The sequence below is a fragment of the Streptomyces sp. NPDC085927 genome (assembly GCF_044540975.1).
In the GTDB taxonomy this organism is placed as follows: domain Bacteria; phylum Actinomycetota; class Actinomycetes; order Streptomycetales; family Streptomycetaceae; genus Streptomyces; species Streptomyces hirsutus.
The window spans coordinates 533,777-548,380 of record NZ_JBITSN010000002.1; the positions used below are offsets into that span (position 1 = coordinate 533,777).

General features: G+C 73.0%; 11 protein-coding genes and 1 pseudogene. 9 read left to right on the forward strand and 3 right to left on the reverse strand.

The annotated features are described in order from the left end of the window. Positions 1-302: 302 nt before the first annotated feature. The 3 genes from ACIF80_RS07385 to ACIF80_RS07395 all read left to right on the forward strand — a co-directional run bounded on the left by ACIF80_RS07385 (position 303) and on the right by ACIF80_RS07395 (position 3,967). Positions 303-1,370, forward strand: a complete 1,068-nt coding sequence (locus tag ACIF80_RS07385) for an NlpC/P60 family protein (protein ID WP_388433099.1) — start codon at positions 303-305, stop codon at positions 1,368-1,370. Between the two features lie 266 nt (positions 1,371-1,636). Next, positions 1,637-2,656: an NlpC/P60 family protein gene (locus ACIF80_RS07390; RefSeq protein ID WP_399800510.1), complete on the forward strand. Its 1,020-nt coding sequence runs from the start codon at positions 1,637-1,639 to the stop codon at positions 2,654-2,656. 105 nt (positions 2,657-2,761) lie between these two features. Then, positions 2,762-3,967: a hypothetical protein gene (locus ACIF80_RS07395; RefSeq protein WP_399800513.1), complete on the forward strand. Its 1,206-nt coding sequence runs from the start codon at positions 2,762-2,764 to the stop codon at positions 3,965-3,967. A gap of 89 nt (positions 3,968-4,056) precedes the next feature. Here ACIF80_RS07395 and ACIF80_RS07400 read toward each other — a convergent pair whose 3' ends face one another. Continuing rightward, positions 4,057-5,334 (reverse strand): glycosyltransferase 87 family protein, encoded by a 1,278-nt coding sequence (locus tag ACIF80_RS07400; RefSeq protein ID WP_399800515.1) that lies wholly within the window; start codon positions 5,332-5,334, stop codon positions 4,057-4,059. A gap of 143 nt (positions 5,335-5,477) precedes the next feature. On the opposite strand from ACIF80_RS07400, the gene ACIF80_RS07405 reads away from it, so the two are divergent. Beyond that, positions 5,478-6,620 (forward strand): glycosyltransferase family 4 protein, encoded by a 1,143-nt coding sequence (locus ACIF80_RS07405; protein ID WP_399800518.1) that lies wholly within the window; start codon positions 5,478-5,480, stop codon positions 6,618-6,620. 164 nt (positions 6,621-6,784) lie between these two features. On the opposite strand, the gene ACIF80_RS07410 is transcribed toward ACIF80_RS07405, so the two are convergent. Further along, the gene (locus tag ACIF80_RS07410) at positions 6,785-8,596 is read right to left on the reverse strand and encodes an AMP-dependent synthetase/ligase (RefSeq protein ID WP_399800519.1); all 1,812 of its coding nucleotides are present in this window, start codon (positions 8,594-8,596) and stop codon (positions 6,785-6,787) included. A 311-nt stretch (positions 8,597-8,907) separates the two neighbouring features. Here ACIF80_RS07410 and ACIF80_RS07415 point away from each other — a divergent pair, with 311 nt between their 5' ends. The 5 genes from ACIF80_RS07415 to ACIF80_RS07435 all read left to right on the forward strand — a co-directional run bounded on the left by ACIF80_RS07415 (position 8,908) and on the right by ACIF80_RS07435 (position 13,423). Beyond that, positions 8,908-9,705 (forward strand): metallophosphoesterase, encoded by a 798-nt coding sequence (locus tag ACIF80_RS07415; RefSeq protein ID WP_399800521.1) that lies wholly within the window; start codon positions 8,908-8,910, stop codon positions 9,703-9,705. A 121-nt stretch (positions 9,706-9,826) separates the two neighbouring features. Next, the gene (locus ACIF80_RS07420) at positions 9,827-10,342 is read left to right on the forward strand and encodes an SRPBCC family protein (protein ID WP_399800523.1); all 516 of its coding nucleotides are present in this window, start codon (positions 9,827-9,829) and stop codon (positions 10,340-10,342) included. Positions 10,343-10,402: 60 nt separating this feature from the next. Next, on the forward strand, positions 10,403-11,608 hold the full coding sequence (locus ACIF80_RS07425; protein WP_399800526.1) for an ArsA family ATPase: 1,206 nt from the start codon (positions 10,403-10,405) through the stop codon (positions 11,606-11,608). 57 nt (positions 11,609-11,665) lie between these two features. Beyond that, positions 11,666-12,322, forward strand: a complete 657-nt coding sequence (locus tag ACIF80_RS07430; protein ID WP_399800528.1) for a DUF5304 domain-containing protein — start codon at positions 11,666-11,668, stop codon at positions 12,320-12,322. A gap of 147 nt (positions 12,323-12,469) precedes the next feature. Next, on the forward strand, positions 12,470-13,423 hold the full coding sequence (locus ACIF80_RS07435) for an ROK family glucokinase (RefSeq protein ID WP_055592065.1): 954 nt from the start codon (positions 12,470-12,472) through the stop codon (positions 13,421-13,423). A 157-nt stretch (positions 13,424-13,580) separates the two neighbouring features. Here the strand turns inward: ACIF80_RS07435 and ACIF80_RS07440 are convergent. After that, a pseudogene (locus ACIF80_RS07440) lies at positions 13,581-14,380 on the reverse strand (SAM-dependent methyltransferase). Positions 14,381-14,604: the final 224 nt, after the last annotated feature.

Consider the following 14,604-nt stretch of genomic DNA (forward strand, 5'->3'; position numbering starts at 1 on the left):
CAAAGCGCGGTACGCCCCATCCGGAACGTAAGACCCAACCGCAACATACCCGCCGATTGCCCGGATTGACGCGGTATTGACGCAACGTAGTGTCAAGGAAGCGTCACTGCAGGTGAGTTGAAGGCAAAGAAACATACTGTGACCGAGAATTCATGTCCGGGGATTTGAACTGATCACAAGAGAATCACTAGGGTCGGGGCTCGAACCTCCGCTCGGGTGATCGTTCACATGGGGTGGCGACGGCGGAGGCCCCGCCCACCGGCGTCTCGGTAGGCGGCTGGAGGAAGAAGGAGCTCGCCTCCGTGGCGTCCCACCGTCGTCCCAAGCAGCCGAACCGGGCACGTGTCACAGTGCTCACCACCGCTGCCGCAGCTGCCGTCGTCCTGAGTTCGCAGGCCGCCAACGCGGCCCCCAGCGAGAAGCCGAGCAAGGGCGAGGTGAAGGCCAAGGTCGACAAGCTCTACCAGCAGGCGGAGCAGGCCACCGAGAAGTACAACGGCGCCAAGGAGAAGCAGGAGAAGCTCCAGAAGGAGATCTCCACGATCCAGGACAACGTCGCCAAGGGCCAGCAGGAGCTCAACGAGCTGCGCGACGGCCTCGGTTCGATGGCCAGCGCCCAGTACCGCAGCGGCGGCATCGACCCCTCGCTCCAGCTCTTCCTCTCCGCGGACCCGGACGACTACCTCGACAAGGCGTCCGCCCTCGACCAGCTGAGCACCCAGCAGGTCGACGCGCTCAAGGAGATCCAGGAGAAGCAGCGCGAGCTCGCCCAGCAGCGCTCCGAGGCCTCCGAGAAGCTCAAGGACCTCTCCTCCACCCGCACCGAACTGGGCAAGAAGAAGACGGAAGTCCAGAACAAGCTCGGTGCCGCGCAGAAGCTGCTCAACACCCTCACCGCCGAGGAGAAGGCACAGCTCGCCGAGGAGGAGGAGCGCGCCACCCGCGCCAGCGAGCGGGAGGTCCTCAAGGCCACCAGCACCGACACCGGCAGCTCCGCCTCGGTCGGCAGCGGCTCCGGCCGCGCCGGCGCCGCCTTCGCCGCCGCCCAGAGCAAGCTCGGCACCCCGTACGTCTACGGCGCCACCGGCCCGTCCTCCTACGACTGCTCGGGCCTCACCTCCTGGGCCTACGCCCAGGCCGGCGTCTCCATCCCGCGTACCTCCGAGGCGCAGACCGGCGCGGGCACCAAGATCTACTCGGCCAGCCAGCTCCAGGTCGGCGACCTGGTCTTCTTCTTCAACGACCTGCACCACGTGGGTCTCTACGCGGGCAACGGCCAGGTCATCCACGCCCCGCGCAGCGGCACCGTCGTCCGCTACGAGTCGATGAACACCATCGGCGGCCCGTTCATGTTCGGCGTCCGCGTCTGACGTTCCGCCGAAGCCGGCCCCGGCCGGGGCCGGCTCAGGGCGCGCACCGGTCCTGCCCGACCGCTCCCGACCGCTTCCGGACCCGGACGCGTGCCCCCGTTCGGGGGAATCGCGCGACCGCCGCCCGGCCCCACGCCCCGCCTGTGACCTGCGTCGGAGGCGGGGCGTCACCGTGTGTGGCCGCCGAGGCCATGGGTCGGCCGCCCGCCCCACGGCTACTGTCTCCCGCGTTTCCCCGTCCGTCAGCGGAAGGAGCGCGGTTCCCCGTGGGGTCCCATCGCCGCCTTGCACCGTCCCCGGGTCCCGACCGGGGCACCACCGTCGCCGTAGGCCTCCTGTCCGTGGCGGCAGCCGCCCTCGGCGCCGTACCGGCCACGGCCACCCCGCACGAGGACCCCAGGACCGAGGTGGACCGCCTCTACGCGGAGGCCGAGCGGGCGACCGAGGCGTACAACAAGGCCGACGAGCGCGCGGACACCCTGCGGGAGCAGGTCAACGCCGCCCAGGACGAGATCGCCCGGCAGCAGGAGCGCGTCAACGGCATGCGAGAGTCGCTGGGTTCGCTGGCCGGCGCCCAGTACCGCTCCGGCGGACTCGACCCGTCCCTCGCGCTGCTGTTCTCCGACGACCCCGAGGACTACCTCGAGCGGGCCTCGGTGCTCGACCGGCTCACCGCCCGCCGGGCCGGCGAGCTGAAGCGGCTCCAGGAAGCCGTGCGCACCCTGGACCAGGACCGTACGGAGACCTCCCGCAAGCTGGGTGAGCTGGACCGCAGCCGCAAGGCGGTCGCCGCCCACAAGAAGACCGTCGAGCGCAAGCTCGCCCGGGCCCGGTGGCTGATCAACGCCCTCCCCGACGCCGAGCGGGCCGCCCACGAGAGGGCCACCCGCTCCGGACGCGGCGCGGACCTGCCCGGCCCGGACGGCGTCACCGCCCTCTCCGGCCGTACGGCAGCCGCCGTCGCCGCCGCCCGCTCCGCCCTCGGCAAGCCCTACGCCTGGGGCGCCAACGGGCCCTTCGGGTTCGACTGCTCCGGCCTGATGCAGTGGTCGTACGCACAGGCCGGGGTCGCCCTCCCACGGACCTCGCAGGCCCAGCGGTACGCCGGCACGCAGGTCCCGCTCTCCCAGGTCCGGCCCGGCGACCTGGTCGTCTACCGGGCCGACGCCAGTCATGTCGGCATGTACATGGGTAACGGCCAGGTGATCCACGCGCCCTATCCCGGTGCCCCCGTCCGCTACGACCCGGTCGGGATGATGCCCGTCTCGTCGGTCACCAGGGTCTGACCGGAACGGGCGGCCCCGACGGGCCGGCCGGTCGCGAGGGGCCGGCCGGGGCCGTCGCTCCAGGCGGTCTGACCCGAATGGCCCGGCGCCCGTACCCTCACAAGGATGGCTGATCGAAGGTGGGTGCCCGGGGAGCCGGTGGCGGCGGTGCGGTGCCTGCTGCTCGTCTCCCTGCTCGTCGCCCTGGTCGCGTGCGGCGGAGGGCCGGCCGTCGACGGTGCCCGCGCCGAGGTGCAGGCCCTGCTCGACCGGCGGGCCGACGCCGTCCTCGCCGAGGACGCCGCCGCCTACGCCCGTACCGGCACCCGGGCCGGATACGACAGTCTGCGCGAGGTGCCGCTGGCCGACTGGAGCTACCGGGTCAACGCCGTGCACCGCACCGGCGACACCGCCACCGTCGACGCCGACCTCGGCTACCGCGTCGAGGGCTACGACCGGGCCCCCGTCACCACCGCCCGCACCCTGCGCCTGAGCCGGGACGAGGACGGCCGGTGGACCGTCGTCTCCGACCGGCCGGCCGGGAAGTCCGGCCGCCAACTGTGGGACCAGGGCGCGGTGCGCGCCGTGCACGGAGAACGGAGCCTGGTGCTCGGCGTCGGGCAGACCGACGTGAAGCTGCGCGACTACGCGGCGCTGGCCGACCGGGCGGTGCCCGCCGTGTCGGACGCGTGGGGACCGCGCTGGGCGCGGCGGGTCGTCGTCCTGGTCCCGGGGTCCCTGGAGGACATGGCGGGACTGCTGGGCTCGCCCGCCTCCTCCTACCGGGGCATCGCGGCCGTCACCACCGGCGAGACCGGAGCCGACGCCCGGGCGCCCGCGGACCGGGTCGTCGTCAACCCGGACGCCTTCGGCCTGCTCGGCGACTCGGGCCGGCAGGTCGTCGTCACCCACGAGACCACCCACGTCGCCACCCGGGCCCACACCACCGCCGCGACCCCGCTGTGGCTGTCGGAGGGCTTCGCCGACTGGGTCGGCTACCGGGGCGGCGACCACGTCCCGGCCGAGGTGGCACCGGAGCTCGCCCGCGCGGTGAGTCACGGCGAGGTGCCCTCCGGGCTGCCGGCCGACGACGACTTCGGCTTCACCGCCGACACCGACGGCCTCGCCCGCGCCTACGAGAGCGGCTGGATGGCCTGCCGCCTCGTCGCCGAGCACTGGGGAGAGGAACGGCTCGGCGCCTTCTACCGGGCCGTGGGCGCGCACGGGCAACGGGACGGCGCGGTGGAGGACGCGATGCAGCGGGTCCTCGGCACCACACCGGAGGAGTTCACCACGCGCTGGCAGGGCTACCTGCGCGAGCAGTTCGGCTGAGGACCCGGATCACAGGACCAGGGACAGGCGCAGGCACAGGCACAGGGACAAGCACAGGGGCAGGCACAGGGGCAGGACCGGCGGGAGGGTCAGGGGGAGACCGGCGCCTTCGCGGCGCGGGCCTCCGGAGCGGGAGCCGGGCCGGCCGGACCGGCCGGAAGCCCGTGCGTGACCGTCGAGCGCCACAGCGTGCGGGCGGCCAGGAACGTGGCCGCCACCAGCAGGCCGTTGCGCACGAACAGCAGGGTGACCCCGAGCGCGTCACTGGCCACGACGTGCGCGAACCACAGCGGGAACTCCAGCACCGTCACGAACGACGCGACCAGCACCAGGGCCACCGGCACCCGCATCCGGCTCGCCCGGTGGCACAGACAGGCCGCGGCGAGCCCGACCAGCCACACCACGTACTGCGGGCTGATCACCCGGCTGGTGACGGTGAACATCAGCACCGCCACGAACGCGGCGTCGACGAAGGTGTGCGGCTCGAAACGGCGGGCCGTCAGCCGCCACAGCAGCAGCCAGGCCAGCGCCGCCCCGCTCAGGAACATCGCGCCCGCGCTGACCCCGTCCACGTACGGGCCGAGGAACTCCACCGAGCCGTAGTTCAGCAGCACCTCACCGTCCCAGCCGTGATGCCGGGCGACATGGAAGACCAGCGCGCCCAGCGACTCCACCTCCGTGCCCCGGTCGCGCTGGAAACCCAGGAACGCGAACGCCCCCGGCATCAGCGCCGCGAACACGGCCGCCACGCCGGCCCCGGTCACCACGGCCGACACCCACGCGGAACGCCGGCGGACACCGAGCAGCAGCATCGCCGGCCACACCTTCAGCAGCGCGCCGAACGCCGCCAGCGCCCCCAGCAGCCGGGGACGCCGGGACCCGGCCAGCAGCGCGGCCACCGCCACCGCGGTCACCATCACGTCGTAGCGGGCGTACACCGTCGGCCCGAGCAGCGGCACGCCCGCCACCCACACCCAGGCACCGAGCCGGGTCCGGCCCGGCCGCCCGCCCGCGTACAGCAGCAGGGCCAGGGTGGCCAGGTCGGCGAGGAACACCAGGACGAAGAACGCCGTCGCGTACTCCAGGAACGGCAGCAGGCCGGGGGAGAGGATCGCCAGCGCCGCCGCGGGCGGGTACTGCCAGGTGACGTCGTCCAGCGGGAACGTTCCGGCGCGCAGGACGTCGTACCAGCCCTGGTAGATCACGGACACGTCGCTGGTGACGTCCGGCCCGGGAAAAATGATCACCTTCAGGACGAACGACAGCAGCAGCGCTCTCGTCAGTCCCCACACCAGCAGGGGCCGCAACACCGCCTGCCGGTGCGCCGGCAGCCGAGCCGGGTACCCGCGCGAGCCCGTCGTGTCCACGTGATCCCTGCCCGTCCCTGCGCGTCCGTGTGCGGCCCTGTGAGGGCCTCGAGGGGCCATGATGTCCCGCGCCCCTGAGAGAGTGCCACAGTGGCCCGCCGCGCCCACGGTCCGGACACACCGGTTCGGTAGGGTCTGCCACGATGCACAAGACCTTGATCGTGACCAACGACTTCCCGCCCAGGCCGGGCGGTATCCAGGCGTTTCTGCACAACATGGCGCTGCGCCTCGATCCCGCGCGACTCGTCGTGTACGCCTCGACCTGGAAGCGCTCCCGGGAGGGCGTCCGGGCGACCGCCGCCTTCGACGCCGAACAGCCCTTCACCGTCGTACGCGCCCGTACGCCGATGCTGCTGCCGACCCCGCAGACGACCCGGCAGGCCGTCGGGCTGCTGCGCGAACACGGGTGCACCTCGGTCTGGTTCGGGGCGGCGGCGCCGCTCGGACTGATGGCACCGGCGCTGCGCCGGGCGGGCGCCGAGCGGATCGTGGCCACCACCCACGGCCACGAGGCCGGCTGGGCCCAGCTGCCCGCGGCCCGGCAACTGCTGCGCCGGATCGGGGAGTCCACGGACACGATCACCTACCTCGGCGAGTACACGCGCTCGCGGATCGCCGGTGCGCTCACGCCCGAGGCGGCCTCGCGGATGGTGCAACTGCCGCCCGGGGTCGACGAGAAGACGTTCCACCCCGGATCCGGCGGCCACGAGGTCCGGGCCCGGCTCGGCCTGACGGACCGCCCGGTGGTCGTCTGCGTCTCCCGGCTGGTGCCGCGCAAGGGACAGGACACGCTGATCCGCGCGATGCCCGCGGTCCTCGCCGCCGAGCCGGACGCCGTCCTGCTGATCGTCGGCGGCGGGCCCTACGAGAAGGACCTGCGCCGCCTCGCGCACGACACCGGGGTGGCCGGCTCCGTCCGCTTCACCGGATCCGTGCCCTGGTCCGAGCTGCCCGCCCACTACGGCGCCGGCGACGTCTTCGCGATGCCGTGCAGGACCCGGCGCGGGGGACTGGACGTCGAGGGGCTCGGGATCGTCTACCTGGAGGCCTCCGCGACCGGCCTGCCCGTCGTCGCCGGCGACTCCGGCGGCGCCCCCGACGCGGTCCTCGACGGCGAGACCGGCTGGGTCGTCCGCGGCGACACCCCCGCCGAGTCCGCCGAGCGCATCATCACCCTCCTGGCCGACCCCGAACTCCGCCACCGCATGGGCGAACGGGGCCGGGCCTGGGTCGAGCAGAAATGGCGCTGGGACCTCCTGGCGGAAACCCTGAAGACCCTGCTGTAACCGGCTCCGGGAGGATCAGCCCCTTCGGCGCCGGAGGAGCCGCGGGGACCCGGGGCGGAAGAAGCCCTGCCTCCCCGCCCCACACCACAACGCGGGCCCCCGCACCACAGGGAGCCCGCGCCATGACCGGCCGCCGGCCGCCGGCCACCGGCCGGCCCCGAACCCTACTTCGAGTAGATCGCCTCGATCTCATGGGCGAAGTCCTTCGCCACCACGTTCCGCTTCAGCTTCAGCGACGGAGTCAGATGCCCCGACTCCTCCGTGAACTGCGAGGGCAGCACCCGGAACTTCCGCACCGACTCCGCCTTGGAGACCGCCGCGTTCCCGTCGTCGACGGCCGCCTGAATCGTGGCGAGCAGCTCGGGGTCCTCGCTCAGCGACGCCGCCGTCGACCCCTCGGGCTTCCCGCGCTCCGCCACCCAGCGGCCCAGGAACTCCTCGTCGAGCGTGACCAGCGCGCCCACGAACGGCCGCCCGTCGCCGACGACCATGCACTCCGCGACCAGCGCGTGCGCGCGGATCCGGTCCTCGATCACCGCCGGGGCGACGTTCTTGCCGCCCGCCGTGACGAGGATCTCCTTCTTGCGGCCGGTGATCCGCAGGTACCCGTCCTCGTCGAGGGTGCCGATGTCACCCGTGTGGAACCAGCCGTCGGCGAGCGCCTCCGCGGTCGCGCCCGGGTTGTTCCAGTACTCCTTGAACAGGTGCTCGCCGTGCAGCAGGACCTCGCCGTCGTCGGCGATGCGGACCACCGAACCGGGCAGCGGCTGGCCGACCGTGCCGATCTTCTGCCGGTCCCAGGGGTTGAACGTGGTGGCCGCGCACGACTCGGTCAGCCCGTAGCCCTCCAGCACCGTGAAGCCGATGCCGCGGAAGAAGTGGCCGAGGCGCTCGCCCAGCGGGGCGCCGCCGGAGATGGCGGCCTCGCCGCGCCCCCCGAGCACCGCGCGCAGCTTGCCGTACACGAGCTTGTCGAACACCTTGTGCTTGATCCGCAGGCCGAGGGACGGCCCCGACGGCGTGTCCAGCGCCTTGCTGTACGCGATCGCGGTGTCCGCGGCCTTGTCGAAGATCTGGCCCTTGCCGTCGGCCTGGGCCTTGGCGCGCGCCGAGTTGTAGACCTTCTCGAAGACCCGCGGGACGCCCAGGATCAGCGTCGGCCGGAACGAGGCCAGTTCGTCGGTGAGCTGCTTGATGTCGGGGACGCAGCCCAGCTTGATCGGCGCGATCATCGGCGCTATCTGCACCAGCCGGCCGAAGACGTGCGCGAGCGGAAGGAAGAGCAGGACCGAGCACTCACCGGTGCGGAACAGCGGACGCAGCCGTTCCACTATGTTGCCGCACTCGGCGAAGAAGCTGCGGTGGGTGAGCACACAGCCCTTGGGGCGGCCGGTGGTCCCGGAGGTGTAGATGATGGTCGCCGGGTCGTCGGCACCGGCGACGGAGCTGCGTTCCTCGACCGTCTCGTCGGCGACGTCCCGGCCCAGGCGGCCCAGCTCCTCCACCGCGCCGCCCCCGGCCGCGCCGCGGTCGATCTGCCACACGTGCTTCAGCGCGGGCAGCCGGTCGCGCACCGACTCGACGATGGCGCAGTGGCCGTCCGACTCCACCACGCAGACGGTGGCACCGGAGTCGCCGAGCATCCAGGCCACCTGCTCCGCCGAGCTCGTCTCGTACACCGGCACCGTGACCGCGCCGGCGCTCCAGATCGCGAAGTCGAGCAGGGTCCACTCGTAGCGGGTGCGCGACATCAGGGCGACCCGGTCGCCGGGCTGGACGCCGGAGGCGATGAGTCCCTTGGCGGCCTCCCGCACCTCGGCGAGGAAGGCGGTGGCCGTCACGTCCTGCCACACGCCGGCGACCTTGCGGGCCATGACGGCGACATCGGGATGCTGCGCGGCGTTTCTGCGGACTATGTCGGTCAGATTGCCGTCCGCAGGGACCTCGTACAAAGCCGGAAGGCTGAACTCGCGCAAGACTGCTGCTCCTCTTAGGGCGCCGGCGCCACGACGGTGTGGGATGCGACGACAGCGCGGTCCAAGGCTCGGGCGGGTGCTCGAGGATTCACCTGTTGAAACCCTGAGCACGAGTGGACTGCCCGGACGTTACCCGCCGGTATGGCCGGAACGACAGGGGGGTCCCGCGAGATGTTCGCTGCGTCACACAAGTAGGTGGACGGGTTGATTGCCATCGCGCACAGTAGTGCACCGCCTTGAGCGGGAGCCAGTAACCGCAGGTCCGGCCGCCACTGTTCACGAGGGCCGCACTCTGGTTACGCTTGATCGCCATGGCATCCACACCGGCCGGAAACCGCCGTACGCGCGTTCACGTGGTCAGCGACGTCCATGGCAACGCCCGTGACCTGGCCACGGCCGGTGACGGCGCCGACGCCCTGATCTGCCTGGGCGACCTGGTGCTCTTCCTCGACTACGCCGACCACTCGCGCGGCATCTTCCCCGACCTGTTCGGCACGGAGAACGCCGACCGCATCGTGGAACTGCGCACCGCCCGCCGCTTCGAGGAGGCGCGCGACTTCCAGGCCCGGCTGTGGGCGGGCATCGGCGCGGACCGCGCCTCGGCGATCCGGAAAGCGGTGCGCAAGCAGTACGCCGAGCTGTTCGCCGCCTTTCCCGCCCCCACGTACGCCACGTACGGCAATGTCGACATACCGGCCCTGTGGCCGGAGTACGCCGGCCCCGGCACCACCGTCCTCGACGGCGAGCGGGTGGAGATCGGCGGCCGGGTCTTCGGCTTCGTGGGCGGGGGACTGCGCACGCCCATGCGCACGCCGTACGAGATCAGTGACGAGGAGTACGCGGCGAAGATCGAGGCCGTCGGCGAGGTCGACGTGCTGTGCACGCACATCCCGCCGGAGGTCCCGGAACTGGTGTACGACACCGTCGCCCGCCGTTTCGAGCGCGGCAGCCGCGCCCTGCTGGACGCCATCCACCGCACCCGGCCCCGGTACGCGCTGTTCGGGCACGTGCACCAGCCACTGGCCCGGCGCATGCGGATCGGGGCCACCGAGTGCGTGAACGTGGGGCACTTCGCGAGCCGCGGCCGGCCCTGGGCCCTCGAATGGTGAGGATGTCCCAGGTCGGGTGACTTGCGCCGGCAGGGCGCGCGATAGCCTTCCGCTGCACGGGCGTGCGCGTGGGCCGCGCACGGCGATCCGACTACGGCCCGCATCTGGAGGAGCCACGGCGATGGCGGAACACACCAGCTCGAGCATCACGATCGAGGCGGCACCGGCCGAAGTCATGGGGGTGATCGCCGACTTCGCCCGCTATCCGGACTGGACCGGCGAGGTGAAGGAGGCGGAAGTCCTCGAGACCGACGGCCAGGGCCGTGCGGAGCAGGTGCGCCTCGTCATGGACGCCGGCGCGATCAAGGACGACCAGACCCTCGCGTACACCTGGACCGGTGAGCACGAGGTGTCCTGGACGCTGGTGAAGTCCCAGATGCTGCGCTCCCTGGACGGCTCCTACCTCCTGAAGCCGGCCGGCGCGGGCGCCACCGAGGTCACCTACCGGCTCACCGTCGACGTCAAGATCCCGATGCTCGGCATGATCAAGCGCAAGGCCGAGAAGGTCATCATCGACCGGGCCCTGGCGGGGCTGAAGAAGCGGGTGGAGGCCGGCGAGGAACCGGGCACCGACGCCGGGACCGGGTCCGGTACCGAGCCGGGGACCGGATCCGGCGGCAAGCCGGGCGCCGAGTAGCACGCTGTCGCCCTTCCGGCCGGTCGGGGGCGGGTGCGTGCACCGGTAGCGTTCACCCTCATGCGTACCCTCCTGATCACGGGCCCCGGCGGCAGCGGACGTACCACCGTCGCGGCGGCCACCGCGCTCGCCGCCGCCCGTGCGGGCACCCGTGTCCTGCTGCTCGGCACCGACCGGACGGACACGCTGGGAGCGGTGCTGGGCACGCCCGTCGGCGCCGCGCCCGTAGAGGTCGCCCCGGGCCTCACCGCGCGACGGGTCGACGCCGGCGAGGACTTCCGTGCCGACCTGGCCGCACTGCAGGACCGGGCCGCCTCGGCGCTCGACCTGCTCGGCGCGTCCCGGCTCGACCCCGAGGAGTTCGGCCCGCTGCCCGGCGCCGAGGAACTCTCCGTGCTGCGTGCCCTGCGGGACGCCGCGCTGTCCCGGCCGTACGACCTGCTCGTCGTCGACCTGCCGCCCGCCGAGCGGGCCCTGGCCCTGTTCGCCCTCCCCGAGGACCTCCGCCGCGCCATGCGCAGGCTGCTCCCGCCGGAACGCCAGGCCGCCCGCGCCCTGCGCCCCGTGCTCGGCCGCCTCGCCGGAGTCCCGATGCCCGCGGAATGGCTGTACGGGACGGCCGCCCGGTGGGACACCGAACTGGCCGCCGTCGAAGCCGTCCTCGCCGACCGGAACACCACCGTACGGCTGGTCGCCGAACCCGGCCCCGCCGGCGCCGCCGCCGTACGCACCGCGGGACTCGGCCTCGCCCTGCGCACACTGCGCACCGACGTGCTGGTCGCCGGCCGGGTGCTGCCCGAGAGCGTCGAGGACAGCTGGCTCGCCGGTCCGGTCGCCCAGCAGCGCAAGACGCTGGACGAGTGGCGCCAGACGTACGACGTCCGCCCCGTCGCCCACCTCGGCCGCGACCCGCGCGGCCCGGACGACCTGACCGCGCTCGCCGTACCCGGGGTGCCCGCCGCACCCGTCGCATCCGCTGCCTCCGGCGACAAGGCGGGGCCCGTGACGGCCGAGTGGCCCGTCATCGACCGGCTCGCCGACGACGGCGTCCTGGTCTGGCACATCCCGCTGCCCGGCGCCCGGCGCGAGGAACTGGACCTGATCCGGCACGGCGACGAGATCGCCGTCACCGCCGGACCGTTCCGGCGGACGGTCCCGCTGCCCTCCGCGCTGCGCCGCTGCACCGTCGACGGCGCGGCCCTGCGCGAGGACGAACTGCGCATCCGGTTCCGGCCGGATCCGCGGCTGTGGCCGCGCACCCCGTGAAGCAGGTACCCCCGTTCGGGTACCGTCGGAGGGGCCGACCGTAGTCAGGAGTCCGTCATGAGCGAACAGCTCCCCCCGCCCGACGACACCGGGGACGAGCCCGTGGGCGATTCCGCGTCCGACGCGCGCACGGCCGCCACCGACGACGGACGGCCCGGTGACTCCGACGTACGGTCCGTCGACGCGGACGCCTGGGCGACGGCGTGCGCCGAGGACCTCGAGGCGGAGCAGGCCCGCCGCCGCGCTCAGTACGGACCGCCCCCCGCGTCGGCCGCCGAGGAACTGCGCAAGCTCGCGGACGTGGTCGCGGAGAAGCTCGACCGGCTCACCGGGCTCGGGTCGCCGCTGTTCGGCGCGGTCGCCGGACCGGCGGCGCAGCAGGTGGTGCGTCAGGTCGTCCAGCAGGCCAAGGCGGCCGTGGAACCGGTCGTCGAACGCAACCCGGACGTCTTCGACCACCTCGCCGCCGCCGGCAACGAACTCCTCGCCGCCTACCGCTCCGCGGTCCAGGACCAGGAGCGCCGCTGGACCACCCGCGACACCCGCCCCTGGGACCCGGACGACGCCAAGGACGCCGAGGGCACCGAGGGGACCACGGGCACCGCGGACGGGAGCCGCGAGCGCGGCGGCGACGGCGGCGGCACGGGCGGGGACCACCGCCGTGACCGGGGCGACGAGTCCGGCCCCGGCGGGGAGCGCATCGACCTGGACTGAGGAACGGTGACGGCCCGGGGACCCGGGCCGGCGAAGATCCTCCGGAAGGGCCCCGGAGGCCCGCGCAGGTGTCCCGTACAGGGAAGCCGACCTCAGGGCCTCGGGTACCGTGGGCGGTAGCGGGGCTCGACCGGAACTGAGGGATTCATGGGACTCACCATCGGCGTCGACATCGGCGGCACCAAGATCGCGGCCGGCGTGGTCGATGAGGACGGCAACATCCTCTCGGTCCACAAGGTGCCGACCCCGGGCACGCCCGACGGCATCGTGGACGCCATCGCCTCCGCGGTGGAGGGAGCACGCGCGGGGAACGAGATCGTCGGCGTGGGAATCGGTGCGGCCGGATACGTCAACCGCCAGCGCTCGACGGTGTACTTCGCCCCCAACATCGACTGGCGCCAGGAGCCGCTGAAGCAGAAGGTCGAGGCCCGCGTAGGGCTCCCGGTCGTCGTGGAGAACGACGCGAACGCGGCCGCCTGGGGCGAGTACAAGTTCGGCGCCGGCAAGGGCCACCGCAACGTCATCTGCATCACGCTCGGCACCGGCCTCGGCGGCGGCGTCATCATCGGCAACAAGCTGCGCCGGGGCCACTTCGGCGTGGCCGCCGAGTTCGGGCACATCCGGATGGTCCCGGACGGCCTGCTGTGCGGCTGCGGCTCGCAGGGCTGCTGGGAGCAGTACGCCTCCGGCCGCGCCCTCGTCCGGTACGCCACCCAGCGCGCCAACGCGACCCCGGAGAACGCGGAGACGCTGCTCGCCCTCGGCGACGGCACCCCCGAGGGCATCGAGGGCAAGCACGTCTCCATGGCCGCCCGGCAGGGCGACCCGGTGGCCGTCGACTCCTACCGCGAGCTGGCCCGCTGGGTCGGCGCCGGCCTGGCCGACCTCGCCTCCCTCTTCGACCCCTCCGCCTTCATCGTCGGCGGCGGCCTCTCCGACGAGGGGGAACTGCTCCTCGACCCGATCCGCAAGTCGTACAAGCGCTGGCTGGTGGGCGGCAACTGGCGCCCGGTCGCCGACGTCCGGGCCGCCGAGCTCGGCAACAAGGCCGGCCTGGTGGGCGCGGCGGACCTGGCCCGGGAACCCGATCCGGTGATGTGACCTCCCCACCCACCCCCGTGCACGGCGGCGCCCGCCCGACCCCTCCGGGGACGGCGGGCGCCGCCGTTCTCGGAGGAGGGCGAGCCCGGTGCGCGGGTGCCCGCGCACTTTCGCACGGGACGCCGTCCCCGCCCGGGAGGGCGTCCCCGTGCCGGGATCACTCCTTGCGTGCCACCGCCACGTAGGACCCGCTGAGGACGTTCTCCTGGCCGGGGACCGGCTCCCTCAGCTCCGGATGCCAGTCCTCGGCCGCCACGATGCCCGGCTCCACGGGCTCCAGCCCCTCGAAGAAGCGGGCGAACCTCTCCCGGCTGCGCATGTCCATGGTGAGTCCACCCGCCTTGTACAGGTCGCTGACCTTCCGCGAGGCCTCCTCCGGGTGAAAGTCGGGGGTGAGGTGGGACATGATCAGGTAACTGCCCGGCGCCAGAGCCTCCTTGAGGCGTTCCACCAGCTCGTGGGCCCCGTCCTCGTCGCCGATGAAGTGCAGCAGCGCGATCAGGGAGAGGGCGACGGGCCGGCCGAAGTCCAGTGTTCCGCGGGCGCGTTCCAGGATGCCGGCGGTGTCATGGGCGTCCGCCTGCACATAGTCGACGACCCCTTCGGGGGCGCCCCGGAGCAGCGCTCCGGCGTGGGCCAGCACGATCGGGTCGTTGTCGCAGTACATGACCCGTGCGTCGGGAGCGACCTCCTGGGCCACCTGGTGCAGGTTCGGCTCCGTCGGGATACCGGTCCCGACGTCGAGGAACTGCCGCACCCCCTGGCCGGCCGCCCAGCGGGTGGCACGGTGCACGAAGCCCGGTTCATCCGCGCCATGACCGGGATGACCGGCGCGAACCCCACCAGCTGCCGGCCCAGCTCCTCGTCCACCGGGTAGTTGTCCTTGCCGCCGAGGAACCAGTCGTACATCCGCGCGGGATGCGGCTTGCCGGTGTCGATCCGTAAGGAGGTGTCCATGCCCGCGTCCTGCTGCTCCACCGTGATTCCCCTTGTCGCGCCCGGGAGTTGACCTGCGATCGTGACCGTCACGATAGCCAGGGCCCGATCGGCCCGGGGCGCCGGGCAGCCCTCCCGGCAGCCGTTCCCTGCGCGCCGGGACCGTGCGCGCCTTCAAGGAGAAGGGCGGGCAGCGGTCCGCGCTCCCCTCGTCCGCGTGGCGTGATCCCCCCGGGTGCGCGGGT

Excerpts from the sequence above, each read along its gene's own strand:
- ACIF80_RS07395 (WP_399800513.1), top strand. The coding sequence starts at position 2,762 with ATGGCTGATCGAAGGTGGGTGCCCGGGGAGCCGGTGGCGGCGGTGCGG.
- ACIF80_RS07405 (WP_399800518.1), top strand. The coding sequence starts at position 5,478 with ATGCACAAGACCTTGATCGTGACCAACGACTTCCCGCCCAGGCCGGGC.
- ACIF80_RS07415 (WP_399800521.1), top strand. The coding sequence starts at position 8,908 with ATGGCATCCACACCGGCCGGAAACCGCCGTACGCGCGTTCACGTGGTC.
- ACIF80_RS07420 (WP_399800523.1), top strand. The coding sequence starts at position 9,827 with ATGGCGGAACACACCAGCTCGAGCATCACGATCGAGGCGGCACCGGCC.
- ACIF80_RS07425 (WP_399800526.1), top strand. The coding sequence starts at position 10,403 with ATGCGTACCCTCCTGATCACGGGCCCCGGCGGCAGCGGACGTACCACC.
- ACIF80_RS07430 (WP_399800528.1), top strand. The coding sequence starts at position 11,666 with ATGAGCGAACAGCTCCCCCCGCCCGACGACACCGGGGACGAGCCCGTG.
- ACIF80_RS07435 (WP_055592065.1), top strand. The coding sequence starts at position 12,470 with ATGGGACTCACCATCGGCGTCGACATCGGCGGCACCAAGATCGCGGCC.